Below are 23,872 nucleotides of genomic sequence, written 5' to 3' on the forward strand. Positions count from 1 at the left end.
CGATCTCCCCCCTCGTGGGGGAGATGCCCGGCAGGGCAGAGGGGGGCGCGACGGAACGCAAACCCTCGTAATCCTGCGACGGCAAGAACCTGCCCGAAGCGCGCTATCGCAAATTGATTGAGAGGATGGCAGGACAGCGCCCCCCTCTGGCCTGCCGGCCATCTCCCCCACGCGGGGGGAGATCGGCAGCTTCACGGTGGCGCGTTACTGACCGCCCCGTACACCGGCGTCTCGATCCCCTCCATCCGCGCCTTGATCTGCAGCGCTACATATTTCGAATAGAACCGCGACAGGGCCAGGTTGCCGCCGTGGAACCACAGTGCTTCCTGCGCCGTCGGTTTCCACATGTTGCGCAATTCGCCTTGCCAGGGGCCGGGGTCGCCCTTGACGCCGGAGCCGAGGCCCCAGCACGGGCCGACCTTGTCGGCGACCTCGCGCGAGACGAGAGCGGCCACGTTCTCGTTCATCGACTGGTAGCCGGTGCAGGCGATGATGGCATCGGCCTCGATCTCGCTGCCGTCCTCGAACAGGATGCCTTTCGCTGCCAGCGATTTTACCGCGATGCCGCTGCGGATGCCGATCTTGCCGTCGATGATGAGGTCGGACGCGCCGACATCGATGTAATAGCCCGAGCCGGTGCGGTAGGCCTTCATCAAAAGGCCGGTCTCGTCGTCGCCGAAATCCAGCGCGAAGCCGGACGCGGCGAGACGCTCGTAGAAAGCGGCGTCGAGCGCGCGGATGACGTCATAGAGCGCGCGCTGGCCCTTGGGCACCAGCGCGAACGGCGTCGAGGCGACGATCATGTCGGCCTTTTCCGTGGTGATGCCGCGCGCCAGCGCATCCTCGGAGAAGATCTCGAAGCCGATCTGCATCAGCGTGTCCGACTTCACCACGGTGGTCGGCGAGCGCTGGACCATGGTGACGTCGGCGCCGCTTTCCCAGAGGTCGACGCAGACATCGTGCCCGGAACTGGCCGCGCCGATGACGGCGACCTTTTTGCCGCGGAATTTCTCGCCGCTGGCATACTGGCTGGAATGCAGCAGCTCGCCCTTGAACTGGTCCGCGCCGGGCAGCTCGATCTTGCGCGGCGGACCATAGGCGCCGGTGGCGAAGACGATGTGCTTCGGCTTCAGCGTTATGCGCTGGCCGACGCGGTCGACCACCACGGTCCATTCTTTCTCCGCCTCGTCGTAACTGGCGCTGAGGCACTTGGTGGCGCCCCAGTAATTCAGCTCCATGACGCGCGTGTACATTTCCAGCCAGTCGCCCATCTTGTCCTTGGGCGTGAAGACGGGCCAATTGTCGGGGAACGGAATGTAGGGCAGATGATCGTACCAGACCGGATCGTGCAGCACGAGCGTGCGGTAGCGGTTGCGCCAGGAATCGCCGGGCCGCGCGTTCTTCTCGATGACGATGGTGGGCACGCCGAGCTGACGCAGCCGTGCGCCGAGCATGATGCCGCCCTGGCCGCCGCCGATGACCAGGCAATAGGGTTGCTCGGAGACGCCAAGCTCGCGCGTCTCGCGCGCCCGCGCTTCCGACCAGGTTTCGCGTTCCGGGTCGGCCTTGTGGCGCACGCCGAGCGGCCGCGCCGCGCCCTTGCGCTCCTCGAACCCTTTCAGGTCGGTCATCGCCGTGAACAGCGTGCGGCAGCGGCTATCGCGCAGGCGCACGATGCCTTGTCCCGTGGCCACCGCCGTTTCGAAGGTGAACCAGGCCTCGATCGTGCCTTCATCGGAGGTCGCCTCGCCGGTGATCTGCCACGCGGCCGGCCTGGTCGTCGCCAGCGTCGACTTCAGCATATCGGCGATGGCGTCGCGGCCTTCCATGGTGGTGATGTTCCAGGTGAAGGTCAGCAGGTCGCGCCAGTAGCAATCCTCGACGAACAGGTTGGCCGCCGCTGACACGTCGCTGGATTGAAGCGCGTGCGCCAGGGATTCGAGCCATGCGCCCGCCTGTTTGGATGGTGACATTTCGAGCATCTGTCTTCCCTCTTTCTTCTTCCTTCTCCCCTTGTGGGAGAAGGTGTCGCCGAAGGCGACGGATGAGGGGTGTTCCAGGGAACACCAGCGTCTCACTCCGCTGGAACACCCCTCATCCGTCTCGGCGCTGTCGCGCCGATCCACCTTCCCCCACAAGGGGGGAAGGAAGAGGCGCCGCGCCCGCCTCTCTGGCAGCTCCGGTCATGAAGTCGATCTTCCTTAGCCCGCTTTCGACCCGATTTCTTATCATGTCTGTACGCTGTCGTTCCATGCACCAGGCACCGTTGCAGCCGATGCGTGCCCAGGCATCACCGCCGAGTTCCGTGGCGCCCCCCTCTGTCCTGCCGGACATCTCCCCCTCAAGGGGGGAGATTGCTTGTCACGACCGCCTTCGCCAATTTTCGACGCTGCAAGAAGAGAAGCCGGCGCCGAAACCGCCAATCTCCCCCCTTGAGGGGGAGATGCCCGGCAGAGGGGGGCGCCGTAGAGTGCTGCCTCGCAATGGGCAACGCAAGCGCGCCAACCCTGCCGCCCTATCCAATCACCTCCAGCCGCCTCGGCAGCCGGTTCATCACTACCGGTCCATCCGGCGTGATCAGGAACTGGTCCTCGAGATTGAAGCTGGCGAGGCCGTCGATGTAGAGCGGGATCTCGAAGGCCAGCACCATGCCGGCCTCGATCGCGATATCGCTGTCGGCGGCGATGAACGGCCATTGTTCGGAAAAGACCGACTGGCCGACGCCGTGGCCGAAATGGCCGCGACGGTAGGAGCGCAGGCCTTGCCGCGCCAGGCTTTCGGTGGCGACGCGGTGGACATGGGCGAGCGTGTTTCCGGGGACAAGCTCGGCCAGGCCATCCTCGAAGGCGCGCTCGGCAATGGCGTGCAGCTCCGCTTGATCCGCCGGGGGCGGGCCGAAGGTGAAGTTGCGCGACATGTCGGAGGCGTAGCCGCCGACCGTGCAGACCATGTCGCATTTCAGCGGATCGCCAGCCACGGCCCTGGCGCCGGCGCCTTTGGCCCGGGCGCCGAGCGTCACATATTCGGCCGTGATGACCGGATGAGACAAGCCGGCCGCCGCCGTGGCGACGCCTTGCCGGTAGAGCGCGACGAGGTCTCCCTGGCGCATGCCGGCCATGGCGTCGACCTGCAGCCGCTCCAGCCCGGCCTCGGACAAGATGATGCCTTGCCGCAGGAGGTCGATCTCGCGCTGCGACTTGACGGCGCGCAGCCGGTCCAGCACGGACGAGCCGTCGACAACAGGGCAGGCCGGCAGCAGCGCCTGGATGGCGGCAAAATCGGCGGCGGGAATGAAGTCGAGGTCGAGGCCGAGCGTGGCGCGCTCCAGCCCGAAATCGATGAGCATGGCTTGCAGCTGGCGCACCGCGCCGGCGAGGTCGAAGGTGGCGGGACGCGAAAAATCCGGCGCGCGGTCGAGTGAGGCCAGACCGGCCTCGATGCGCTCCGCCAGCCCGGCGGGTCCTGTCCCGACCGGCGCGGACTCGATCCAGATCGGGTGCGAAAGCACAACCATCTCGGGCGCGGCGGTCCGCAGTTGCGCGGCGTTGAAGTCCGCGACCACGACGCCGATCGGCAGGTCCTGTCTGGCCGGGATGACGACGAAGCCGGCGCCGGCGCGCCGGAACAGGCCGGCCGGGCCGATCGACGCGCCGGTCGCATAGTGGAAGGCCTCGGGCGCGCAGAGCACCAGCGCCGCCATGCCGGCGCGCTGCATCAAATGCGTGGCGCGCTGGCGGTCGACAAAACCCGTCATGAAACGTCTCCGTATGCCCCAATCGGCAACGGAGCACCGCGGGTGCGGACAATCAAGCTGGTTGCTTGATGATATTGATCCCCTCGCACGGCCTGTTTTCGCCGCGCGAGAGCAAAGTGACGCTGGAAGGCGGCGAAGTGCTCAACCTCACCGACTCCCAGGTGATCGACGAGGCGGCCTTCAACACATCGAGCGAATTGTTCGACTTGGCCGAGGTTGACGACATCCGGATGGAACATTTCAGACGCTGTCCGGTTGCTTCCTCAGGAAATCCAGAGGAACACGGCCATGGTGATCAGCCAAGAAGAACGTGTCGCGCATATCAGGAAGCGGGCCCACGAACTTTGGGAACGGGAAGGCCTGATGCCCGACCGTGAAAAGGCCTGCTGGGACAAGGCGGTCGAGGAGTTCGAGTCCGGTAAACTGGTCGCCGGACGACAGCAGGCTGGTGCGGATGCCGCCGGCGACACGTCGGGTGCCAAACACTGACACGCCGGTAGACGTTAGAGCGGTTCAGCACCCGATTGAGAGCGGCGACCGCTCTAACTCTTTGTTTATACGCAATTCCGGACGGAAGTCGTTAAACACGTTTCCTGGAATTGCTCACTTTTCCTGGAATTGCTCTAGGCGGCCGCCCGCCTGTCATGCCGGCCTTCCCTGATTTCCTCGGCGAGCTTGTCGCAGAATGCATCGAGGTCGCCGGGGTTGCGGCTGGTGACGAGCCCCTGATCGGTCACGACCGCGCTGTCTTCCCAAAGACCGCCGGCATTGATTACGTCGGTCTTGACCGACTTGTAGGAGGTGATGCGGCGGCCCTTGGCGATCCCGGTCTCGACGAGAAGCCAGGGCGCATGGCAGATCGCGCCGACGACCTTCTTGGCGGACCAGAAGGACGTGATGAAGTCCAGAGCCTTCTGCTCGACCCGCAGCAGGTCCGGATTGATGACGCCGCCGGGCAGGACGATCGCATCGTAGTCATCCGCCCGTGCTTCGGCCAAAATCTTGTCGACGGGGACGGTCCGGCCCCAATCCTTGTGATCCCAGCCCTTGATCTCGCCGCCTTCGAGCGAAACGACGTCCACTTGCGCGCCCGCCGCGCGCAGTTTCTTCAACGGGATTTCCAACTCGGACTGCTCGAAGCCGTTGGTTGCCAGAATGGCGACACGCTTGCCGGAAATGTCTTGTACGGAAATGTTTGGCATCGTCTTCTCCATCTGTCGGTTAATGGAGGCTAACGAGGCCTGGCGGGAAGCGTTCCTCGTGTAATTTTATGTGATTTTCCGGGAGATGTTGGGCAGGTTTCGTATCACGCGCCCAGGCTGTTGGCCGCCAGAAAGCGAAAAAGCCGCGGCGAACCGCGGCTTTTCGATGCTTGATTCCCTGGGAGGAAATTGGAGCGGGTGAAGCGATTCGAACGCTCGACCCCAACCTTGGCAAGGTTGTGCTCTACCCCTGAGCTACACCCGCTCACACGGCGTCTTGGCCGCAAGCCGGGCCTATATGGCTGAAGAGCGCGGCGATTGCAACAGGGAAATAGCAGGCTTTTTGCAACTCTCGAACGATGCCGGCAAACCGTCCGCGACGCGCCAATTTCATCGCCCCTTGCGCGACGGTCTTGTGTCGGCGGCCGCATTGGCCGTAAACGGCAAGGCCAAGAAACGGACGAGAAGACGACCAATGCCGAAGACAGAAGCTGAACTGATGGCCTTTCTTGCCGAACTCGGCATCGTCGTTTCGACGATACGCCATCCGCCGCTCTATACGGTGGCCGATTCGCAGGCGCTGCGTGGCGAAATCGCCGGCGGGCACACCAAGAACCTGTTCCTGAAGGACAAGAAGGACAATTTCTTCCTGGTCACCGTCGGCGAGGAGGCGGTCGTCGATCTCAAGCAGATCCACCAGTCGATCGGCGCCGCCGGCCGGGTTTCCTTCGGCAAGCCGGAGATGCTGATGGAGCTTTTGGGCGTCACGCCGGGCGCGGTCACCGTCTTCGGTGTCATCAACGACAGGGAAAACAGGGTCAAGCTGGTACTCGACAAGGATTTGATGGACCATGCCGTAATCAACGCGCATCCGCTGACCAACGAGGCGACGACATCGATCGCGGCGGCCGACCTCATCAGATTCGTCGAGGCAACCGGGCACGATGCTGCTATCTTGAAAGTCTCGGCATGATCGCCACATGGATGGCGAAGCCGATTTCCAATTGAGACATGGCGCCGAGCCGCGGGCCGGGGGGCGACCGAAAGGGTGACGAGATGAGCGACAACAATCCGTTTGGCGGATCATTCGGAAACACTGGCGGCCAGTATGCCACCACGGTGCAGTATGGCGGAACGGCGCCGGCGCCGGCGAAGGCCGCGCTTGGCGATGCGCCCGCGGGCCCTGCCGGCGGCGATGTCATCAAGGACACGACGACCGCCGCCTTCGCCGCCGACGTCATCCAGGAATCGCGCCGTCAGCCGGTGCTGGTCGATTTCTGGGCGCCATGGTGCGGACCTTGCAAGCAGCTCACCCCGCAGCTGGAAAAAGCGGTCAAGGCCGCCGGCGGCCGGGTCAAACTGGTCAAGATGAACATCGACGATCATCCCTCGATCGCCGGCCAGCTCGGCATTCAGTCGATTCCGGCGGTCATTGCCTTCAAGGACGGCCAGCCGGTCGACGGCTTCATGGGCGCCATCCCCGAGAGCCAGATCAACGAATTCATCACCAAGGTCGGCGGCAAGGGCAATGGCGCGCCGCCGGTGGCCGAGGCCCTGGCCGCGGCAACCGAAGCCCGCGATGCCGGCGACATGCAGGCAGCCGCCGACATCTATGACGCCATCCTGGCGCAGGCTCCGGAGACGGTCGAGGCGATTGGCGGGCTGGGCGACCTGTTGTTCGAGACCGGCGACACAGAGGGTGCCGAGGCGCTCCTGGCAACGGCGCCGGAGGCCAAGAAGGATGCACCGCCGCTGGCTGCCCTGCGTGCCAAGATCGCGCTGGCCGCGCAGGCGGCGGCGTTGGGCAATCCGGCCGAATTCGAACGGCGCTTGGCCGAAAACCCCAAGGACCATCAGGCGCGTTTCGATCTGGCCATGATCCAGAACGCCGAGGGCGACCGCACGGCAGCCGCCGACAACCTGCTGGCCATCATCAAGGCCGACCGGAGTTGGAACGAGGATGGCGCCAGGACGCAGTTGCTGCAGCTGTTCGAGGCCTGGGGCATGACCGACGAGGCGACGCTTGCCGCGCGCCGCAAATTGTCGGCGTTGCTGTTTTCCTGAGCCGGTTATCGGTTGTTTTGTCGCACGGGCTTGTGGCGTCGGGCCTGCGCGCCAGATAGGACAGGGCAGGTTGACGCTTCGCAAAGGAAGCGATCGGGAGGAACGAGGTGCAAGCGGGAAACGCCCATTACCGGCTCGCCAAGGATTTGCCGTCGACGATCCCGCTTTTTCCGCTCGAGGGCGCGCTCCTGCTGCCGGGCGGCCGCATGCCGCTCAACATCTTCGAGCCGCGCTACCTGCAGATGGTGGACGAGGCGGTCGCCGGCTCGCGCGTCATCGGCATCATCCAGCCCGGCCTCAATGGCGCCTTGCGCGAGGATGGCGAGCCGGAACTTTGCAATGTCGGCTGCATCGGCCGCATCATCGCTTTTTCAGAAACCGGCGACGGCCGCTACCTGATCTCGCTGCAAGGCGTGTGCCGGTTCCGCATCGCCCACGAGCTGACGGTCAAGACGCCGTTCCGCCAGTGCAAACCGGCGCCCTTCCTGGCCGATCTCGACGAGGAGCAGGCGGCTGATGAAATCGACCGGCCGGCGCTGCTGCGGGCTTTTCGAGCCTATCTGCAGGCCAATGATCTGGAAGCCGACTGGGAAAGCGTCAGCCGCGCCGAAAACGCCATGCTGGTCAACGCGCTGTCGATGATGGCGCCCTACGGACCAGCCGAGAAGCAGGCATTGCTCGAGGCCGCGGACCTGAAGACGCGGGCCGAGACGCTGATCGCCATCACCGAGATGACGCTGGCGCGCGAGAATGAGGATTTTGGCTCGAGCCTGCAGTGAGGTGAACGCAGGCCTGAAGCTGGAAAGGGGACGCAATGGCGGATGGGCGTGATGGAAAGAAAACCAATGTCGACCCGAAGCTGCTGGAACTCCTGGCCTGCCCGCTGACCAAGGGGCCGCTGGCCTGGGACCCCGAACGTGGCGAGCTGATCTCGCGGGTCGCCAAGCTCGCTTATCCCGTGCGCGACGGCATCCCGATCATGCTGCCCTCGGAAGCGCGGACCATCTCGGCCGAAGATGTGCTGTCGCCGCCAAAGCCGGGCGGGCCGGGCAATTCAGCGTCATAGAGTGTGGCCGGACATTGAGGTTGGCGTTCTACGGCGCCCCCCTCTGTCCTGCCGGACATCTCCCCCACGAGGGGGGAGATCAGCTATCGCGACCGCCTTCGCCAATTTTCAACATTGCAAGAAGAAGGCCGGCGCCGAAGCTGCCAATCTCCCCCCTCGTGGGGGAGATGCCCGGCAGGGCAGAGGGGGGCGCTGGCCCGCCAGCGCTTGATGGTGAGGGGCCCGGCCCGCGCCTACTGAAAATTACGCCCCTTGGGCATGACCCTTTCCGTCTCTTCCGACAGCATAGCGAGGTCCTGTCCGACTTTCGGTATTGCGGATTGGCTGGAGCGATCCGGGTCGTTGGCGGTGCGGTCCGAGGGATCGGCATTTGGCAGTGCGGCCGCACTGACCTTTTCCAAGAGCACGGTCAGCCAGGGCGTCAGGTCCTCGATCTTCTCGGCGACGATGTGGACGACACCTGATTCCGACTGAAGTTTCCCGCTGACCTTGACGAAGCGCGCGCCCATGACGATGGGCCGGAAGCGGGTAAAAGTTCTTTCCCAGAAGATGACATTGGCGACGGCCTTGTCGTCTTCCAGCGTGAGAAAGATCGCGTTGCCCTTGCCGGGGCGCTGGCGCACCAGCACCAGACCGGCAACGGAGACCCGCCTGCCGTCGCGCACGGACGGCAGGCTGGCATTGGGGGTGACGCCGGCGCGGTCGAGCCGTTCGCGCAGGAAGGCGACCGGATGCGCCTTCAGCGACAGGCCGAGCGAGCGGTAATCGTGGATGACATGCTCGCCGAGCGGCATTTTCGGCAGCTTCGTCCGCGGCTCCAGCTCGCGCAGGCCGAGCGCCGGCTGGTCGAACAGCGGCAGCTTCTCGGCGGCACTCTTGCCGTCGAGCGCGCGGACCTCCCAAAGTGCCGCGCGGCGGTCGAGGCCGATGGACCGAAAGGCGTCGGCCTGCGCCAGCTTCTCGATCTCGTCGACATTGAGGCCGGAGCGCAGCCAGACATCCCGGACGGTCGAGTAGCCGGCGCCGCGCCGCTCGACGAAAGCCTCCATGCGTTCCTTGGAAAGTCCCTTGACCTGCCTGAAGCCGAGCCGCAGCGCATGGCTTGTCTCGATGACACCGCGCATGTCGGCATGGCGCGGCAGGATACGGGCCGGGTCGAAAGGCGCCTTTTCCAAAGTGCAGTCCCAGACGGAGAAATTGACGTCGACCTCGCGGATGTCGACGCCATGGTCGCGGGCGTCGCGCACCAGCTGCGCCGGCTGATAGAAGCCCATCGGCTGCGAGTTCAGGATAGCGGCGCAGAACACGTCGGGATAAAAGGTCTTGAACCAGCAGGAGGCGTAGACGAGCAGCGCGAAGGAGGCGGCGTGGCTTTCGGGAAAACCGTATTCGCCAAAACCCTCGATCTGCTTGAAGCAGCGCTCGGCGAAATCCTTCGTGTAGCCCTTGCCGACCATGCCCTCGATCATGCGCTGGCGGTAATTGCCGATGGTGCCGGTGCGCTTGAAGGTAGCCATGGCGCGGCGCAATTCGTCGGCCTCGCCCGGTTTGAAACCGCCGGCGACGATCGCGATATTCATCGCCTGTTCCTGAAACAGGGGCACGCCAAGCGTCTTGCCGAGGATCGCTTCCAGCTCCGGTTTTTGATACTCGGCCGCTTCCTTGCCTTGCCGGCGGCGCAGATAAGGGTGGACCATGTCGCCCTGGATAGGGCCGGGGCGTACGATCGCCACCTCGATGACGAGGTCGTAGAATTCGCGTGGCTTGAGACGCGGCAGCATCGACATCTGCGCGCGCGATTCGATCTGGAAGACGCCGAGCGTATCGGCACGGCAGATCATGTCATAGACACGTTGGTTCTCCGCCGGGAGAGTGGCCAGCACATAGGGCCGGCCAAATTCATCCCGTGCCTTCGGATAATGGTCCGTGAGCAGGGTGAAGGCGCGTTGCAGGCAGGTCAGCATACCGAGCGCCAGAACATCCACTTTCAGGATCTTCACCGAGTCCAGATCGTCCTTGTCCCATTCGACCATCTTGCGCTCGTCCATCGCCGTCTTGACGATGGGCACGATCTCGTCGAGCCGGTCCCTGGTGATGACGAAGCCACCGACATGCTGAGAGAGATGGCGGGGAAAACCCATGATCTCGTTGGCGCGTTCCATCACATGCCGCGATATGGGGTCGCCGCGGTCGAGGCCGCCGGCCCTCGCCTCCTTCTCGCCGAGTTCCGAGGTCGACCAGCCCCAGATCGAGCCGGAAAGCGATGCCCGGACATCCTCCGACAGGCCCATCGCCTTCAACACTTCGCGCAGCGCCGAACGGCCGCGATAGCTGATGACGGCGGCGGCAAGGGCGGTACGCTTGGAGCTGTATTTCTCGTAGATGTACTGGATGACGGTTTCGCGCTTTTCGTGCTCGAAATCGACGTCGATATCAGGCGGTTCGTTCCTTTCCTCGGAAATGAAGCGCTCGAAAAGCGAATTGATTTTTTCCGGCCCCACTTCGGTGATGCCGATGCAGAAACACACGACCGAGTTGGCGGCTGACCCACGCCCCTGGCAGAGAATATCCTTGCTGCGCGCGAACTTGACGATGTCGTAGACGGTCAGGAAGTAACGGGCATAGTTGAGGCGCTCGATCAGAGCGAGCTCTTCCTCGATGCGCTTGGTCACGGATTCAGGCACACCTGCCGGGTAGCGGTTGACCGCTCCCTCCCTTGCCAACCTTTCCAGCTCCGCCTGCGGGCCGAGGCCCGATTCCGTCGGCTCGTCCGGATAATTGTACTGGAGGTCGCTGAGCGAGAAGGTCAGCTCTTCGCCGAAACGCAGCGTCTCCGCCAGCGCTTGCGGGTGCCGGCGGAACAGGCGCGCCATTTCCAGCGGCGGCTTCAAATGGCGTTCGGCATTGGCGGTCAGTTCCAGCCCCACCTCGGCGACCGGAACATTGAGGCGGATCGCGGTCAGCACGTCCTGCAGCGGGCGGCGTTCGGCCGTGTGATAGAGCACATCGTTGGTCGCCATCAGCGGGATGCCGGCACTCTCGGCAAACGCCGCCGCCTGCTCGATCCGGAAGCGATCATGGCCGGCATAACAGGGTGAGACGCCGAGCCGCAGGGCCCTGCCGAAGCGGTCCTGGAGTTGGCGCAGCAAAGCCAGGTTGTCCTGCGCGCCGGCCGCCAGATCGGGCAGGACCGCCAGCGACATCCGGTCGCCCCATTCGAGCAGGTCGTCGCGCCGGAGCAGGGTGGCGCCCTTTTCGGTCTCGTCGCGCAGATTGGCCTGGGTGAGCATGCGGCACAGATGTCCCCAGCCCTTGCGGTCCCTGGGATAGGCGAGAATGTCCGGCGTGCCGTCGCCAAAAACCAGCCGGCAGCCGGGGTGATAGGCAAGCTTTTCGACCCTGGCCTGCTGCCAGGCGCGCACCACGCCGGCCACGCTGTTGCGGTCGGCGAGCCCGATCGCGGAGAAGCCCATGAGCTTGGCCGCGACCACCAGTTCCTCGGGTTTGGAGGCGCCGCGCAGGAAGGAGAAGTTCGACTGGATGCCGAACTCGGCATAGGGGATGACGGTCAGCGCGTTCATGCGAAGACCCCGTGCATGAACCAGCGCGGCGGGATCTGCGAGACGCCGCCATACAGGCCTTGCCGGTAGAGCCAGTAGCGGCGGCCATCGGCATCCTCGATGCGGAAATAGTCGCGTGTCGATGCCGCCGGATCGCCTGGCGCCTCGCGCCACCATTCGGCGGCGATGCGCTCCGGACCTTCGGCACGGGTAACGCGGTAAAGCGCGCGGCGCCAACGGAAATGCAGCGGCGGTCCCTCCGGCATTTCGGTGGCCGGCACATCGATGGGCTCGGGCGCGCGGAACAGCCGGATCGGCCGTTCCGGCGGGAAGATGGTCATCGGCGCCTGCATCCTGTCCGGCTTCTTCGGCGGCGTGGTCCGGCGCGGCGCCTCGCTGAAGGGGACGATGGCGACGGCGCGTTCGGGCAGATGGCTTTCCACGGGAGCCGGCTGCAGAACCGCGCCCTCGCCGAGGCGGGCGCGGATACGGTCGGCGAACAGGGCGATGTCGGCGCCATCATCCACCGCTTCACCGGTCAGATCGGTCTGCTGCGTGTCGAAAGCGGCGACCGCCAGCACCGAGAGGCGCACCAGATCGAAGCCATAGCCGGCATCGATATGCTGCTCGAGCGCGGCCAGCCTTTCATGGAACAATTTCCGGATCAGCAAGGGTTCGCGCATCGGCCGCGAGGTGCCGAGCGCGATGCGGCTAACGGCGCCGTCGACGCGAAAGAGCAGCAGCGCCAGCGTCCGGGCGCCTTCGCCGCGGCGTTCGAGGTCGGTCTTCAAGGTCGTCGCCAGCATGCCCACCAGCCGTTCTATTTCCTCCGTCAGCGTGACGGGCTCGGCGAGATGGCGTTCGACCGAAAGCGGCGCGACGGGAAGGCGCGGCGAGATCGCTTCGTCGAGACGGCCGAGCGCCTGGTCGAGGCGCTGGAGCAGCAAAGCGCCGAAACGGCGGGCGAGCGGCGCGCGCGGCGCGGCCATGACGGCGCCCGCCGTGCGCAGCCCCACACTTTCCAGGCTGGTCCGGGTTTCCGGCGCTATGCGGAGGGCGGCCAGCGGCAAGGGGGCAAGCAAGGCTTCCTCCTCGCCCGATACAACGATGCGGTCGCCGCAAAAGCGTGCCGCCGCCCAGGCCGCCCCGGGCGTATGGGCAAGCCCGGCGCGGACGTCGAAACCCTGGTGAAAAAAGCGCGAGAGTATTTCGTCCAGCATGGCGCGTTCGCCGCCGAACAGATGGGTGCAGCCGGTGACGTCGAGGAACAGGCCGTCGATGCTGTCCAGCGCCACCAGAGGCGTGTAGCGGTCGCACCAGTCGGCAAGGCCCTCGAGCAGGCGCCGGTCGGCCTCCGGATCGGCTTCGACGATGTCGATCGACGGATGCATGGCGCGCGCATCGGCAATCCCCATGTCGCGCTTCAGGTGCAGCGCCTCAGCCCGCTCGTCGAGGGCCGAGATGCGCTGCGCGTTGCCCTGGCGGTGGCTGATCACGAGCGGTGGGTGAGATGGCCGCGGATGATCCGACGGCCGGGAACGCCAGGATTTCCCCAGACGCTGCCGCAGGATCCTTTCGGTCGCCAGATAGGGAAACCACAGGGACAGGATTCTCTGCCCATTCGCTGCCTCCACCGTGTCTTTCCTCGCCCCGTCTTTCCTCGAATCTGCGTTCATCGGGGTTCCACTCCAGTGTGAATTGTCCAGGCAGGGCCGTGCGGCTCTTGCCGATGCTGATGGTGAAGGCGGGGTGGCCGATCGAGCCGGCGAGCGGCCCGGCGACCGTGGCGCGCGGCACGGCCGGCGCCGACGCGGCGATCAGACGAAGAGGCGCCGCCGTCGGTTCCGGCTCGGCCGCCTGCCGCAGCAGGAACACCGGCCGGCCGGCACCTTGCGCCCGCGCATGCAGGCGGCGTGTCGCGGTCAGGTCCAGCCGCTGCGGATTGCCACGGATTTCCAGGATAACGGCGGCAAGCGCGGTCATCCTGGCCGCCTCCTCGGCGATCCACAGCGCATCGACAAGCCTGGGCGCCTCGGAAAACAGCAATTGCCCGGGCTCGATGCCGAAGCAGCCATGCAGCCCCCTGGCGTAGGGAAAGCCGGCCTCGTGGAAAATTTCCGATGTCCCGATCCATAAGATGGGCAGCCCCTGCGCCCGGTTGAGGATCAGGCTAACGAGTGACAGAGCGAAGCCGGCCACGGCTCCCGCATCGCGGGTTTCCAGGCCATGGATTTCGGTCAGGGCGGCTTTCGGCAGGCCGCCGCTGAGCGCGGCATCGAGCCGCTCGATGCCGATGGGCAGGAAAGCATCCGGCAAGGCCGCGGCAAGGCCGCGACGGACGATCGTCAGATCACTGCCGGGGCCAGTGCCGATATCAAGGGCCGCCGCCGCCGGCGCCTGCAGGCGCTCGGGCAGCGTTCCCTCTATTTTCGCGATCTGGCGGCGCAGGGAAAAAACAGTCTCCCGCGCCACGGCGGTCATCGCCATGACGGTCAGCTTCCACTCACAATTGTTCCTGTTATGTTCCCTAGGATTCCAGAGGCGATCCGAAGAGTCAAGCAGAGTCATGAGGAATTTATTCCTGCGCGTATCGGCACATGAGTCCGACATTCACATGTCCGCACGTCACCATGAGGCCGTCATCCCTGGGCGAAGCAGCCGCGCAGCGGCGTCGCGGAGACCTTGGGATCCATGCCGCGACCTTGGCCGTGAAGTGCAGCGGAGCAAATTCTGCACCGTGGCAGCGCACCGGAGTCCCGGCATGGATTCCGGGGTCTGCGCCGCGTCGCTGCGCTCCTTGCTCCGCCCCAGAATGACGAAGTGATGGGCGTTTCTTCGTCAATCGCCAACGTATTCGTCAACGAGGCTTCCTAGCCGCGAGACTAACGCGGCCACCAAATGAGACGCCCTGGCCGGCGCTGCGCGATGGTGGAAGGTCCGGCATGAGTTCTCCTGATACATGGCCGGACGCGATTCCCCGGCAGCGGCAAAAGCGCCGGCAGAAATTGCCGCGCCATTTGCCTGGACCAGCACGAAAGCCTATATGCCGGGATCAAAGGACAAAGCATGGCCCGCATCTACAAGACCCGCACCTGGCATGGCGAACTTGCGCCCTCGATGGAGGAACTGGAGTTCCTGGCGCTGGAGGCCTATGCCCATCTGCCGGAGGAATTTCGCAAGCTGACCGGCGAGATCATCATCCAGATCGCCGAATTCCCGACCGACGAGATCATGGACGATTTGTCGCTGGAGACGCCGTTCGACCTGCTCGGCCTGTTCGAGGGGCGCGGCATCGCCGAACGCTGGAACCCGCAAACCGGCGAAGGCCCGAACCGCATCACCCTCTATCGCCGCGCCATGCTCGACTATTGGGCCGAGAACGAGGAATCGCTGGGCGACATCGTCACCCACGTGCTGATCCACGAGATCGGCCACCATTTCGGCCTGTCGGACGATGATATGGAAAAGATCGAAGAGGCTGCTGAGTAGGCCGTACCTTCGTCCCCCTAGGGGTCTGCGCCGCCTCGCGACTGGAAGCCGATGACGACGGTCGGCCCGGGTGTGCGGGAAATCCGCGTCCGCGACGACGCCGGCGCGTTCCGGGTGCTTTACGTTGCGAGCATAGGCGATGCCGTCTATGTGCTGCACGCCTTCCAGAAGAAGACGCAACAGACGGCGAAACGAGACTTGGATCTTGCCGCATCGCGGCTCAAGCAAATCTAGTGGAGATCCGACGATGGAACGTCAGAGTTTTGAAAACATGTGGGACGCACTGGAAGGCACTCCGGCCGAATCCGCCAACATGACCATGCGCTCCAACTTGCTGATCGCGATCGAACAGCGGGTGCGGAGCTGGGACGTTACCCAGGCCGAAGCAGCCAACCGGCTCGGGATTACCCAGCCACGCCTTAGCGACCTCCTGCGGGGCAGGATCACGAATTTCAGTCTGGACACGTTGATCAATCTTGCCGCACTGGCCGGACTTACCGTGCGTCTTGATATTGTCGAGGCCGCCTGATGCTCTCCTTGCCTTCCCCTACCACTCGCTGAGCTTGGTATCCGGCCCGTATTCCTGGCCGTCGACATCCTTCACCACGGCCTGGCCGCAGCGCATGGTCTTGGCTTTCTTGTCATAGGCGTAGGTCGGCGAGCCGAACAGATGCCAGCCCTTGTTCAGCGCCGCCGTCACCTTATGGCAGAAGCTGGCGTCGTCCGGGGCGGTGAGAAAGCGGTAGAGTTTCATCGTCCAATTCCTGTCATGTATCCCAAGTCGACGAATATCATGCGCCGATGGCGGCGGCCTTCGCCAGCAGTTTTTCGGCCTGCGCCAGGTGCAGCCGCTCGACCATCCTGCCATTCAGCGCGATGACGCCCTTGCCGCTGTTTTGCGCCAGCGCGAAGGCGTCCTTCACCGCGCGCGCCTCGGCCAGCGCCTGCGCCGACGGCGCGAAGGCATGGTTGGCGGCCTCGATCTGCGATGGATGGATCAGCGTCTTGCCGTCAAAGCCCATGGCGGCGGCCTGCGTGCATTCGCGCGCAAACGCGTCCGGGTCGCGAAAATCGTTGAACACCCCGTCGAGCATGTCGAGGCCGCCGGCGCGCGCCGCCAGCAGCATCTGCATCAGCCATGGCAGGAGATAGGCGCGGTCCGGCGTCGCCAGCACGCCGGTATCCTTGATCAGGTCATTCGTTCCGGCAATGAAACAATCCAGCCGCGAGGCGGGGTCACGGCCGAGTTCGGCGATGGCGCCGATGTTGAGCATGGCCTTGGGCGTCTCGATCATCGCCCATAGTTTCACGCTGTCGGGAGCAAAATTGTCGTCCAGCACATCGCCGACCTCGAGCACGTCGCGCGGTGTGTCGACCTTGGGCAGCAGGATGCCGTCCGGTTCCGCCTTGGCCACGGCCGCAAGATCGTCGGCGCCCCATTCGCTGGACAGCGCATTGACGCGCACCACCATCTCGCAGCGCCGGCCATTGTGGTCGGCATCAGGGCGGTTGGCGAAAATGCCGGCCAGTTTTTCGCGCGCGGCGATCTTGTCGACGGGGGCAACGGCGTCCTCCAGATCGATGATGACGGCGTCGCAGGCAAGCTGGGCGATCTTGGCCAGCGCCTTCTCGTTGGAGGCCGGGACATAGAGCACGGAGCGGCGCGGGCGGTAGGGTTCCATGTCCGATCTATGCCGCGTGTGGTTGGTCGAGGCAAGCGTCCGCCCGGTACCTGACACGAGCCAACCGCGAACGCTTGCGCTGCCCCTTGCCTGTCCGTCCTCTGCAGCAGTTGCGGAAGGGGGCCCTTCCTCTCCCCCGTCGGTCGCCTGACCTCCGGAGGGAGAGGAAAGGAGCCTGGCTGGGGCGGCGCCAATGTCCGGAACGGATGGCGGGCAGCGCACCAGCCCTGCACGAAAACTGCACACGCCTGCGGAAAACCTCCTCCGATCCGCCGCATCGCTTCCCTGCCAGCCTGCGAGACAGGCGGCATGCACAAGCGAGCAAAACCCCGTCTGCCCTATCGGCTGCGCAGCGAAGGCTGGTGGCTGGTCGACCCGCCTCGCACGAAGCCCGCCGCAATTGTCATCCCCTTTGTCCGCCCGCATCGCGCTCGGAAAATCCAATTAATGGCCGCGGTCCGCCAATCTTCCGACGTTATCCCTAGCGCTTGATGCCTGCTGTTTCATCAACTTCGCCGTGCTGAGCGCCAATTACAATGTCGACCCTTCCCTTGAAATGACCGGCCAGGGCATTCCCCTCGACGCCTGGTATCCGCGCTCGCTCGGTCCGGGCGCGTTTCCGGCACTCGATCGCTTCTTCGATCATCAGAACAAGACCCCGGACGCGGGCGCTGTCCGCGAACTTGAAGGATTGCGGGCCAGCGACGAAGACTGGTATCGCAGCGTCCAGCGGAACTGGCGTGGCTGGAGCTTTCGTGACTGGCGCCTGCTTCGATATCTCGACAGCAAGGGGTCGCTCGTGCTTCCTCAGCCTTCGCAACCTTCCTTGCCGGACCGCTGACCGATGCCGCATCACATCCTCGTCGCCGACGATGACCCGCATATCCGCGAAGTGATCTGTTTCGCGCTGGAAAGGGCCGGCATGAAAACGGCTGCCGTGTCCGATGGCGCCGCCGCCCTGCAGGCGATCGAACGGCACACGCCCGACCTTGTCGTGCTCGACATCGGCATGCCGGAGATGGACGGGCTGGAGGTCTGCCGGCGGCTGCGCCACACATCAGACGTGCCGGTGCTGTTTCTGTCCGCGCGCGACGAAGAGATCGACCGCATCCTCGGGCTCGAAATGGGCGGCGACGACTATGTGACAAAGCCGTTCAGCCCGCGCGAACTGGTCGCCCGCGTCAACGTCATCCTGCGGCGCGCCCGCCCGGCAGGGCCCGACCCGGTTGACGACAGGCAGTTTACCCATGGCAAGCTCACGCTAGTGCCGGCCAGCCATAGCGCCGGCTTCGACGGCCGGCCGCTTACCCTGACCGGAATAGAATTCTCGATCCTGAAAGGGTTTCTGGCGCGGCCCACCCATGTGCTCGATCGCGACGCGGTGATGGCCAGTGCCTATGCCGGCAAGATCCATGTCGCCGACCGCACCGTCGACAGCCATATCCGCAACATCCGCGCCAAGCTGGCGGCGGTCGGATGCCTGGATGCCATCGAGACGGTGCATGGCGTCGGCTTCCGGCTCGGCCGATGCGGCTGACGACCTCAAGCAAGTGGAGCGGCCGCAAATGGCGGCCGCGCCTCGCCACGGTCGTCGTCGCCATCCTGATCCTGGTGATGGCCTTGCCGCTGGTCGGCCTGTTCTTCTTCCGCCTCTACGAAAACCAGTTGATCCGCCAGACCGAGGCGGAGCTGATCGCGCAGGGTGCGGCCATCGCGGCCATCTATGCGCAGGAGGTGCGCGACGCCGGCATTTCCGGAGACAAGCTCGGTGTGCCGATGCCTGGGGCCAATGGCACCGCGAACCGAGGCGCCAGTCCCGATTCGCCTTATCGGCCGATCGAGCCGCAGCTCGATCTCGCCTCGGATTACGTGCTTGCGACCCGGCCGGCGGGGACGCCCGCCACGGCCGATCCAGCCTTCGCCGCGATCGGCGCGCGACTGACCGGCATTCTCGACGCGACGCAGAAAACCACGCTGGCCGGCTTCCGGCTGCTTGATCCCACAGGTGTCGTCATTGCCGGGCGCGACGAGATCGGGCAGTCGCTTGCCGGGGTCGAGGAGGTGCGTGAGGCGCTCGCCGGGCGCTATGCCAGTGCGCTCAGGCTGCGCATCCCCAACCAGCCGCCGCCGTCGCTCTATTCGGTCAGCCGCGGCACCAGGGTGCGCGTCTTCGTCGCGCTGCCGGTTGCCGTCGACGGCAAGGTCGCCGGCGTGGTCTATGTTTCGCGGACGCCCAACAACATCATAAAACATCTCTATGGCGAACGCGGCAAGGTGACAGCGGCGGCGATCGCCATCCTCGGCGGCACGCTGCTCATCGGCCTCGTCTTCCTGCGCACCGTCAGCCGGCCGATCTATGCGCTGATCGACCGCACCCAGCGCATCGCCGCCGGCGAGCGCGGCGCGATCCGGCCGCTCGACCATCATGGCACGCGCGAAATGGCCGAATTGTCCGCCGCCTTCCTCGACATGGCCGAAAAACTGCAGGCGCGCTCGGACTCGATCCAGACCTTCGCCACCCACGTCTCGCATGAACTCAAATCGCCGCTGACGGCGATCCAGGGCGCGGCCGAACTGTTGCGCGATTCCGGCTCGGCGATGGACGATGACGAGCGGCGGCGCTTCTCCAACAATATCGTCACCGATGCCGGGCGGCTCAATTTGCTGGTCCGGCGGCTGCTTGACCTGGCGCGCGCCGAAAACCTTGCTCCGAGCGGCGAAAGCACCTCGGTCGGTGCGGCGCTGGCGCTGCTTCCCGTCGACACCAGGCTGGCGGTTCGCGTCGAGGCCGGCGGCGATCTGGCCTTGCGCATCTCGGCCGAGAACGGAGCAATCGTATTTGGCAATCTCATCGACAATTCGGCCAGGCACGGCGCGACGCAAGTTTCGATCACTGCGGCAAGCGCCGGCGGCAAGGCGACGCTGCTGGTCAGCGACGATGGCGCCGGCATTTCGCCAAGCAATCGGGCGCGCATCTTCGAGCCGTTCTTCACCACGCGCCGCTCTACCGGCGGCACCGGCATGGGGCTGGGCATCGTGCTGGCCCTCCTGAAAGCGCATGATGGTACGATCCGGCTGGTTGACACCGAGCGCGGCACGCGCTTCGAGATCACGTTGCCGGTCGCGTAAGACGGACGGCGGATCGGAGAAAAAAGTGCGCTACGACATCGTCATCATCGGCGGAGCCATCGTCGGGTCCTCGGTCGCCTACTATCTGCGCGAGGAAGGGTTTTCCGGCTCGATCGCGCTGATCGAGCGCGATCCGCAATTCGCCCATGCGGCGACGACGCTGTCCATGGCCTCGATCCGCCAGCAATTCTCCATTCCGGAAAATATCCGCCTGTCGCAATTCACGCTGAAACTGTTCCGGCGGCTGAAGGAAGAATTCGGCGCCGAGGCCGATATCGGTTTTCGCGAGGGTGGCTATCTCATTCTTGCCGGCGAGGCCGGGCTGCCGATCCTGAAGGCCAACCACGCGGCGCAGGTCGCCGAGGGCGCAGACATCCTGCTCGAGAACGCCGACCAGTTGACGCGCCGCTTCCCCTGGCTGTCGGCCGAAGGCATCACCGCCGGCGCCTATGGCCGAAGCGGCGAAGGCTGGTTCGACGCCCATGCCATGCTGATGCTGTTCCGCAAGGCGTTGCGGGAGAAGAAGATCGACTTCATCAGCGCTTCGGTTACCGGCATCGAGCGGCAGGGCGACCGCGTCACCGGCGTCAGCCTCGACAATGGCGATCGGCTGGAGGCCGGCACCGTCATCAATGCCGCCGGGCCGAACGCCGGCAAGGTCGCCGCCCTTGCAGGGCTGGCGCTGCCGGTCGAGCCGCGCAAGCGCAATGTCTTCGTCTTCGAGGCGCGCGAGAAATATGCCGACATGCCGCTGCTGGTCGATCCCTCCGGCATCTATGTCAGGCCGGAAGGCTCGGTCTACCTCACCGGCGGCGCCGAGCCGGAAGAGGGTGACGGCCCCGCCGATGCCGGAGATTTCGAGGTCGACTGGCCGCTGTTCGAAGAGGTGATCTGGCCGGTGCTGGCGACCCGCATCCCGGCCTTCGAGGCCATCAAACCGACGCGCGCCTGGGCCGGGCACTATGACTACAACACGCTCGACCAGAACGCGGTGATCGGCCCGCACCCCGAGGTGACGAATTTCCTCTTCGCCAACGGATTCTCCGGCCACGGCCTGCAGCAGGCGCCGGCGGTCGGCAAGGCGCTGGCCGAGTTGATCGTGCATGGCGGGTATCGGACGATCGACTGCTCGGCGTTTGGGTATAGCAGGGTTGCCGAAGGGCGGGCGTTCCGGGAATTGAATGTGATTTGAGGCGGGGCGGGCATGCCTCTCCCTTCTCCCCTTGTGGGAGAAGGTGGCCGCGAAGCGGCCGGATGAGGGGTGTTCCAGCTTGGCAAGGACGGCGATCCGTCACCCACTCCTCAACCGTCTCGGCGCTGCGCGCCGATCCACCGCCCTGGGGCGAGCCACTGGTCTCGCCCCGTCCTTCGGACCCCACAAGGGGAGAAGGAAGAAGCGTCTACGCCATCATCGCATCAACCTTAAGTGCATCGCCAAGCGCATTGCCTCCGGCCGTGTTGTCGAAGATGCCCCAGACCTCGGCACCAGAAGCGGCCGCTGCCTGCAGTTGCCGGCTAAATCGGGCGAGGCTTTCGGCGCCCGTTGGCGACTGGATGCGGTCACAGAGAGAAATCAGCGCTTGCGCGAGATCCAGAAGGCGTCGGGCATACGCTTCATGCCGATGCGTTCGTAGAAGCCGACAGCGTCGGGCATCGAGACCAGGCTGATGGCGACCGACGGTCCGAGCTGCCGGGCAACCTCATCCATCAGCCCCTTGCCGATGCCGAGGCCTTGCGCCTTGGCCGAGACGGCGAGATCGGAAATGTAGCAGACCCAGGAAAAGTCGGTCAGGCAGCGGGCAACGCCGATCAGCGGCTTGGCTTCCATTTCGAGAGGGGCCATGTCGAGAGAGGCCATCTCGAGACGGGCGGTCACGATCAGGTTGGCGCCTTCCAGCATCGCCTTCAGCCTTGCCTCGTCATCGACGGGCCTGACTTCGCCGAGACCGGATTCCACCAGCACGCGGCGGAATTCGGGAATGCCGAGCGTCGGTTCGCGCGCGTAGAGGACGTGGGAGTTTTCTGCCATGGGACCAGACTGCACCATCGGGCGGCGATTTCGAAGCCGTTTTTGTGCGGCACCCTCTTGCCGGCACCGACAAACAGTTGCCTTTTATTTGCGCGCGGCTTTGTGTAAACCGGGCCTCAGCAAATCCCCCGCAACGAAAAACACGGGCCAAAGCCATGGAAAAATTCACCAAGCTCACCGGCGTCGCCGCTCCCATGCCGATCGTCAATGTCGACACCGACATGATCATCCCGAAGGATTATCTCAAGACGATCAAGCGCACCGGGCTTGGCACCGGCCTGTTCGCCGAGATGCGCTACAATGACGACGGTTCGGAAAATCCGGATTTCGTGCTCAACAAGCCGGCCTACCGCAAGGCGCAGATCCTGGTCGCCGGCGACAATTTCGGCTGCGGCTCGAGCCGGGAACACGCGCCATGGGCGCTGCTCGATTTCGGCATACGCTGCGTCATCTCGACCTCGTTCGCCGACATTTTCTACAACAACTGCTTCAAGAACGGCGTGCTGCCGATCACCGTCAGCCCCGAGGACCTGGAGAAGCTGATGGACGACGCCTCGCGCGGCTCCAACGCCACTCTGTCGGTCGATCTCGAAGCCAAGGAAATCCGCGGTCCGGACGGCGGCGTGGTCACATTCGACCTCGACGATTTCAAGCGGCACTGCCTGCTCAACGGGCTCGACGATATCGGCCTGACCATGGAAAAGGCCGGCGCCATCGCCTCGTTCGAGAAGAAGAACGCCGAACTGCGCCCCTGGGCCTGAAGCCCTGAACAGATAAGCCCGGCCGCGCGCGGTCGGGTTCGTGGCTGCTGAATGGAGGGACAGTCATGACACGTTTGCTTCTGGCCGGCGTTTGCGCTTCGGCGGTGATGTTTCTGACGATCGCGGGCGCGCATGCACAGACCGGCATTGACGATGCGTCCGGCGCCGCCGACCAGGGCGCGTCAAGCACGGGCAAGGTGGCGCTGGCCGAGGATGACAAGCAGGCGCCGATCCCGTTCGAGGGCGGTCAGCTGACCATCACGCAGCCGGAGCAGGACGGCGAAAAGGTGCTGGCCTATGACGGCAAGCAACTGGCCAGCAACTATGATGTCTTCTTCGACAAGATCGTGGAGGTCGGCGGCATCAAGGTGGCGCTGTTCAATGTCGGCGATGGCGGCAATCAATGCGGCCCGGCGACGGTGATCGTCTGGAAGCCGGAAGGCGGCGAGATTCAGGGCACCACGGTCGAGCAGGACGAGTGCGGCGCGCCGTCCTCGGCGGTGTCCGACAACGCCATCTATTTCGTGCCGTATCTCCTGCCGGGTGACCAGAAGCCGGCGCTGCAGTGGTCGCCGACGGATGGGCTGACGATTTCGGGCAATCTCACCTACATGCCCGAACCCGGCACCGACTGGAAAGACATTGATCCGGAAAAGTACCAGAACATCATCGACGCCTTCCACAATGAAGCCGTCTACAAGGAAGCCGAAAATCTGCTCGGCAAGGACATGCCCGACATGGCGACCAGCCTGCTGGTCGGCGGCGGCACGGAAAAGACCGCGTCCGGCGCCTTTTACGCCAGCGGCTGCGTGCCGCATGATTGCGGCGGCAATGACGGCTTCATGGCGGTCGACCCGGCCAAGCACCAACTCTATTTCGCCCGCCGCGGCGACAATGGCCAACCGAACGCGTGGCCGGCGCTGGCGACATGGCCGGCCGACGTGAAGGAGGCGCTGGACAAGGCGCTGGGGTCGGCGAATTAGCCAGAGCATTTCCGGCGAAAACGGGGCGAGGCGAATTTCCTCCGGCCTGCGCGCGACAACCGTCCATTGTTGCCGACGGGCGCAGGACTGCGGTTTATACGCCGTTCTTCCTTTGAGTGCCGCCGGTCGCCGGCGCGGAGATCGAGGATCGCC

Annotated in this window: 22 protein-coding genes, 1 tRNA gene and 1 pseudogene; 14 read left to right on the forward strand and 10 right to left on the reverse strand. The window is 64.9% G+C overall.

Going from position 1 to position 23,872, the window contains the following annotated elements:
- Positions 1–191: 191 nt before the first annotated feature.
- A complete protein-coding gene (locus O7A70_RS15760) occupies positions 192–1,982 on the reverse strand; it encodes an NAD(P)/FAD-dependent oxidoreductase (RefSeq protein ID WP_337141167.1) in 1,791 nt (596 codons plus the stop codon).
- 533 nt (positions 1,983–2,515) lie between these two features.
- The gene (locus O7A70_RS15765) at positions 2,516–3,754 is read right to left on the reverse strand and encodes a Xaa-Pro peptidase family protein (protein WP_337141168.1); all 1,239 of its coding nucleotides are present in this window, start codon (positions 3,752–3,754) and stop codon (positions 2,516–2,518) included.
- Positions 3,755–4,042: 288 nt separating this feature from the next.
- On the opposite strand from O7A70_RS15765, the gene O7A70_RS15770 reads away from it, so the two are divergent.
- The gene (locus O7A70_RS15770) at positions 4,043–4,243 is read left to right on the forward strand and encodes a DUF2934 domain-containing protein (protein ID WP_337141170.1); all 201 of its coding nucleotides are present in this window, start codon (positions 4,043–4,045) and stop codon (positions 4,241–4,243) included.
- A gap of 134 nt (positions 4,244–4,377) precedes the next feature.
- Here O7A70_RS15770 and O7A70_RS15775 read toward each other — a convergent pair whose 3' ends face one another.
- Positions 4,378–4,956, reverse strand: a complete 579-nt coding sequence (locus tag O7A70_RS15775; RefSeq protein WP_337141171.1) for a type 1 glutamine amidotransferase domain-containing protein — start codon at positions 4,954–4,956, stop codon at positions 4,378–4,380.
- A 190-nt stretch (positions 4,957–5,146) separates the two neighbouring features.
- Positions 5,147–5,221: transfer RNA gene (locus O7A70_RS15780), tRNA-Gly, on the reverse strand.
- Positions 5,222–5,431: 210 nt separating this feature from the next.
- Between O7A70_RS15780 and O7A70_RS15785 the strand changes: the two genes are divergently transcribed.
- From O7A70_RS15785 to O7A70_RS15800, 4 genes are all read left to right on the forward strand, one after another.
- The gene (locus O7A70_RS15785) at positions 5,432–5,929 is read left to right on the forward strand and encodes a prolyl-tRNA synthetase associated domain-containing protein (RefSeq protein WP_337141172.1); all 498 of its coding nucleotides are present in this window, start codon (positions 5,432–5,434) and stop codon (positions 5,927–5,929) included.
- Between the two features lie 83 nt (positions 5,930–6,012).
- On the forward strand, positions 6,013–7,020 hold the full coding sequence (gene trxA, locus O7A70_RS15790) for a thioredoxin (RefSeq protein WP_337141173.1): 1,008 nt from the start codon (positions 6,013–6,015) through the stop codon (positions 7,018–7,020).
- A 107-nt stretch (positions 7,021–7,127) separates the two neighbouring features.
- Complete coding sequence (locus O7A70_RS15795; protein ID WP_337141174.1) at positions 7,128–7,799, forward strand: LON peptidase substrate-binding domain-containing protein; 672 nt, start codon at positions 7,128–7,130, stop codon at positions 7,797–7,799.
- Between the two features lie 35 nt (positions 7,800–7,834).
- Entirely contained in the window at positions 7,835–8,086 is a 252-nt protein-coding gene (locus O7A70_RS15800) for a Trm112 family protein (RefSeq protein WP_337141175.1), read from the forward strand.
- A gap of 233 nt (positions 8,087–8,319) precedes the next feature.
- On the opposite strand, the gene O7A70_RS15805 is transcribed toward O7A70_RS15800, so the two are convergent.
- Genes O7A70_RS15805 through O7A70_RS15815 form a run of 3 tightly spaced genes read right to left on the reverse strand, consistent with a single transcriptional unit; the run spans position 8,320 to position 14,133 of the window.
- Positions 8,320–11,667: an error-prone DNA polymerase gene (locus tag O7A70_RS15805; protein ID WP_337141176.1), complete on the reverse strand. Its 3,348-nt coding sequence runs from the start codon at positions 11,665–11,667 to the stop codon at positions 8,320–8,322.
- Positions 11,664–13,142, reverse strand: coding sequence for a DUF6504 family protein (locus tag O7A70_RS15810; RefSeq protein ID WP_337141177.1), 1,479 nt, complete (start codon positions 13,140–13,142; stop codon positions 11,664–11,666). The genes O7A70_RS15805 and O7A70_RS15810 overlap by 4 nt, the downstream gene beginning before the upstream one ends.
- Positions 13,084–14,133, reverse strand: a complete 1,050-nt coding sequence (locus tag O7A70_RS15815; protein WP_337141178.1) for an ImuA family protein — start codon at positions 14,131–14,133, stop codon at positions 13,084–13,086. The genes O7A70_RS15810 and O7A70_RS15815 overlap by 59 nt, the downstream gene beginning before the upstream one ends.
- Before the next feature lie 579 nt (positions 14,134–14,712).
- On the opposite strand from O7A70_RS15815, the gene O7A70_RS15820 reads away from it, so the two are divergent.
- From O7A70_RS15820 to O7A70_RS15830, 3 genes and pseudogenes are all read left to right on the forward strand, one after another.
- A complete protein-coding gene (locus tag O7A70_RS15820; protein WP_140510548.1) occupies positions 14,713–15,135 on the forward strand; it encodes a metallopeptidase family protein in 423 nt (140 codons plus the stop codon).
- A gap of 33 nt (positions 15,136–15,168) precedes the next feature.
- Positions 15,169–15,369 (forward strand): annotated as a pseudogene (locus O7A70_RS15825) (type II toxin-antitoxin system RelE/ParE family toxin); the annotation flags it as partial.
- A gap of 13 nt (positions 15,370–15,382) precedes the next feature.
- Positions 15,383–15,664 (forward strand): helix-turn-helix domain-containing protein, encoded by a 282-nt coding sequence (locus tag O7A70_RS15830; RefSeq protein ID WP_337141179.1) that lies wholly within the window; start codon positions 15,383–15,385, stop codon positions 15,662–15,664.
- An 18-nt stretch (positions 15,665–15,682) separates the two neighbouring features.
- Here O7A70_RS15830 and O7A70_RS15835 read toward each other — a convergent pair whose 3' ends face one another.
- A complete protein-coding gene (locus O7A70_RS15835; protein WP_337141180.1) occupies positions 15,683–15,889 on the reverse strand; it encodes a DUF1737 domain-containing protein in 207 nt (68 codons plus the stop codon).
- 37 nt (positions 15,890–15,926) lie between these two features.
- Positions 15,927–16,817, reverse strand: coding sequence for an HpcH/HpaI aldolase/citrate lyase family protein (locus O7A70_RS15840; protein WP_337141181.1), 891 nt, complete (start codon positions 16,815–16,817; stop codon positions 15,927–15,929).
- A 556-nt stretch (positions 16,818–17,373) separates the two neighbouring features.
- Here O7A70_RS15840 and O7A70_RS15845 point away from each other — a divergent pair.
- From O7A70_RS15845 to O7A70_RS15860, 4 genes are read left to right on the forward strand one after another with little or no spacing between them, the layout of a single operon-like run.
- Positions 17,374–17,658 (forward strand): hypothetical protein, encoded by a 285-nt coding sequence (locus O7A70_RS15845; RefSeq protein ID WP_337141182.1) that lies wholly within the window; start codon positions 17,374–17,376, stop codon positions 17,656–17,658.
- A gap of 3 nt (positions 17,659–17,661) precedes the next feature.
- Positions 17,662–18,354: a response regulator transcription factor gene (locus O7A70_RS15850; protein ID WP_337141183.1), complete on the forward strand. Its 693-nt coding sequence runs from the start codon at positions 17,662–17,664 to the stop codon at positions 18,352–18,354.
- On the forward strand, positions 18,345–19,946 hold the full coding sequence (locus tag O7A70_RS15855; protein ID WP_337141184.1) for an ATP-binding protein: 1,602 nt from the start codon (positions 18,345–18,347) through the stop codon (positions 19,944–19,946). Before O7A70_RS15850 ends, O7A70_RS15855 begins: the two co-directional genes overlap by 10 nt.
- A gap of 25 nt (positions 19,947–19,971) precedes the next feature.
- Positions 19,972–21,138: an NAD(P)/FAD-dependent oxidoreductase gene (locus tag O7A70_RS15860; RefSeq protein WP_337141185.1), complete on the forward strand. Its 1,167-nt coding sequence runs from the start codon at positions 19,972–19,974 to the stop codon at positions 21,136–21,138.
- A 381-nt stretch (positions 21,139–21,519) separates the two neighbouring features.
- On the opposite strand, the gene O7A70_RS15865 is transcribed toward O7A70_RS15860, so the two are convergent.
- Positions 21,520–21,975, reverse strand: coding sequence for a GNAT family N-acetyltransferase (locus tag O7A70_RS15865; RefSeq protein WP_337141186.1), 456 nt, complete (start codon positions 21,973–21,975; stop codon positions 21,520–21,522).
- A gap of 155 nt (positions 21,976–22,130) precedes the next feature.
- On the opposite strand from O7A70_RS15865, the gene leuD reads away from it, so the two are divergent.
- The gene (leuD, locus tag O7A70_RS15870) at positions 22,131–22,736 is read left to right on the forward strand and encodes a 3-isopropylmalate dehydratase small subunit (RefSeq protein ID WP_027145969.1); all 606 of its coding nucleotides are present in this window, start codon (positions 22,131–22,133) and stop codon (positions 22,734–22,736) included.
- 65 nt (positions 22,737–22,801) lie between these two features.
- Positions 22,802–23,719 (forward strand): hypothetical protein, encoded by a 918-nt coding sequence (locus tag O7A70_RS15875; protein ID WP_337141188.1) that lies wholly within the window; start codon positions 22,802–22,804, stop codon positions 23,717–23,719.
- The last annotated feature ends 153 nt before the right edge of the window (positions 23,720–23,872 follow it).

This window comes from Mesorhizobium sp. Cs1299R1N1 (assembly GCF_037179655.1).
GTDB classification, from domain to species: Bacteria; Pseudomonadota; Alphaproteobacteria; order Rhizobiales; family Rhizobiaceae; genus Mesorhizobium; species Mesorhizobium salmacidum.

What these genes read in the sequence shown, in the direction of transcription:
- O7A70_RS15850 (WP_337141183.1), top strand. Translation starts at nt 17,662, where the DNA reads ATGCCGCATCACATCCTCGTCGCCGACGATGACCCGCATATCCGCGAA.
- O7A70_RS15805 (WP_337141176.1), bottom strand. Translation starts at nt 11,667, where the DNA reads ATGAACGCGCTGACCGTCATCCCCTATGCCGAGTTCGGCATCCAGTCG.
- trxA (WP_337141173.1), top strand. Translation starts at nt 6,013, where the DNA reads ATGAGCGACAACAATCCGTTTGGCGGATCATTCGGAAACACTGGCGGC.
- O7A70_RS15840 (WP_337141181.1), bottom strand. Translation starts at nt 16,817, where the DNA reads ATGGAACCCTACCGCCCGCGCCGCTCCGTGCTCTATGTCCCGGCCTCC.
- O7A70_RS15815 (WP_337141178.1), bottom strand. Translation starts at nt 14,133, where the DNA reads ATGGCGATGACCGCCGTGGCGCGGGAGACTGTTTTTTCCCTGCGCCGC.
- O7A70_RS15785 (WP_337141172.1), top strand. Translation starts at nt 5,432, where the DNA reads ATGCCGAAGACAGAAGCTGAACTGATGGCCTTTCTTGCCGAACTCGGC.
- O7A70_RS15760 (WP_337141167.1), bottom strand. Translation starts at nt 1,982, where the DNA reads ATGCTCGAAATGTCACCATCCAAACAGGCGGGCGCATGGCTCGAATCC.
- O7A70_RS15770 (WP_337141170.1), top strand. Translation starts at nt 4,043, where the DNA reads ATGGTGATCAGCCAAGAAGAACGTGTCGCGCATATCAGGAAGCGGGCC.
- O7A70_RS15855 (WP_337141184.1), top strand. Translation starts at nt 18,345, where the DNA reads ATGCGGCTGACGACCTCAAGCAAGTGGAGCGGCCGCAAATGGCGGCCG.
- O7A70_RS15775 (WP_337141171.1), bottom strand. Translation starts at nt 4,956, where the DNA reads ATGCCAAACATTTCCGTACAAGACATTTCCGGCAAGCGTGTCGCCATT.
- O7A70_RS15765 (WP_337141168.1), bottom strand. Translation starts at nt 3,754, where the DNA reads ATGACGGGTTTTGTCGACCGCCAGCGCGCCACGCATTTGATGCAGCGC.
- O7A70_RS15820 (WP_140510548.1), top strand. Translation starts at nt 14,713, where the DNA reads ATGGCCCGCATCTACAAGACCCGCACCTGGCATGGCGAACTTGCGCCC.
- O7A70_RS15830 (WP_337141179.1), top strand. Translation starts at nt 15,383, where the DNA reads ATGGAACGTCAGAGTTTTGAAAACATGTGGGACGCACTGGAAGGCACT.
- O7A70_RS15845 (WP_337141182.1), top strand. Translation starts at nt 17,374, where the DNA reads ATGACCGGCCAGGGCATTCCCCTCGACGCCTGGTATCCGCGCTCGCTC.
- O7A70_RS15875 (WP_337141188.1), top strand. Translation starts at nt 22,802, where the DNA reads ATGACACGTTTGCTTCTGGCCGGCGTTTGCGCTTCGGCGGTGATGTTT.
- O7A70_RS15835 (WP_337141180.1), bottom strand. Translation starts at nt 15,889, where the DNA reads ATGAAACTCTACCGCTTTCTCACCGCCCCGGACGACGCCAGCTTCTGC.
- O7A70_RS15865 (WP_337141186.1), bottom strand. Translation starts at nt 21,975, where the DNA reads ATGGCAGAAAACTCCCACGTCCTCTACGCGCGCGAACCGACGCTCGGC.
- leuD (WP_027145969.1), top strand. Translation starts at nt 22,131, where the DNA reads ATGGAAAAATTCACCAAGCTCACCGGCGTCGCCGCTCCCATGCCGATC.
- O7A70_RS15800 (WP_337141175.1), top strand. Translation starts at nt 7,835, where the DNA reads ATGGCGGATGGGCGTGATGGAAAGAAAACCAATGTCGACCCGAAGCTG.